Annotated in this window: 1 rRNA gene; it reads right to left on the bottom strand. The window is 55.7% G+C overall.

Features of this window, described 5'->3' with window-relative positions:
- Nucleotides 1-596, bottom strand: a 23S ribosomal RNA gene (locus tag HMPREF3130_RS03970); the annotation flags it as partial.

A 596-nucleotide genomic window follows, 5' to 3' on the forward strand; every position in this document is an offset into this window, starting at 1 on the left:
CCCTTGGGACCTACTCCAGCCCCAGGATGCGACGAGCCGACATCGAGGTGCCAAACCATCCCGTCGATATGGACTCTTGGGGAAGATCAGCCTGTTATCCCCGGGGTACCTTTTATCCGTTGAGCGACACCGCTTCCACAAGCCGGTGCCGGATCACTAGTCCCTAGTTTCCTACCTGCTCGACCTGTCAGTCTCACAGTCAAGCTCCCTTGTGCACTTACACTCAACACCTGATTGCCAACCAGGCTGAGGGAACCTTTGGGCGCCTCCGTTACTCTTTGGGAGGCAACCGCCCCAGTTAAACTACCCACCAGGCACTGTCCCTAACCCGGATCACGGGCCGAGGTTGAGATGTCCAATACGATCAGAGTGGTATTTCAACAACGACTCCACCCCAACTGGCGTTGAGGCATCACAGTCTCCCACCTATCCTACACAAACCGAACCGAACACCAATACCAAGCTATAGTGAAGGTCCCGGGGTCTTTTCGTCCTGCCGCGCGTAACGAGCATCTTTACTCGTACTGCAATTTCGCCGGGTCTGTGGTTGAGACAGCAGGGAAGTCGTTACGCCATTCGTGCAGGTCGGAACTTAC

This window comes from Corynebacterium sp. HMSC14B06 (assembly GCF_001807075.1).
In the GTDB taxonomy this organism is placed as follows: Bacteria; Actinomycetota; Actinomycetes; order Mycobacteriales; family Mycobacteriaceae; genus Corynebacterium; species Corynebacterium jeikeium_D.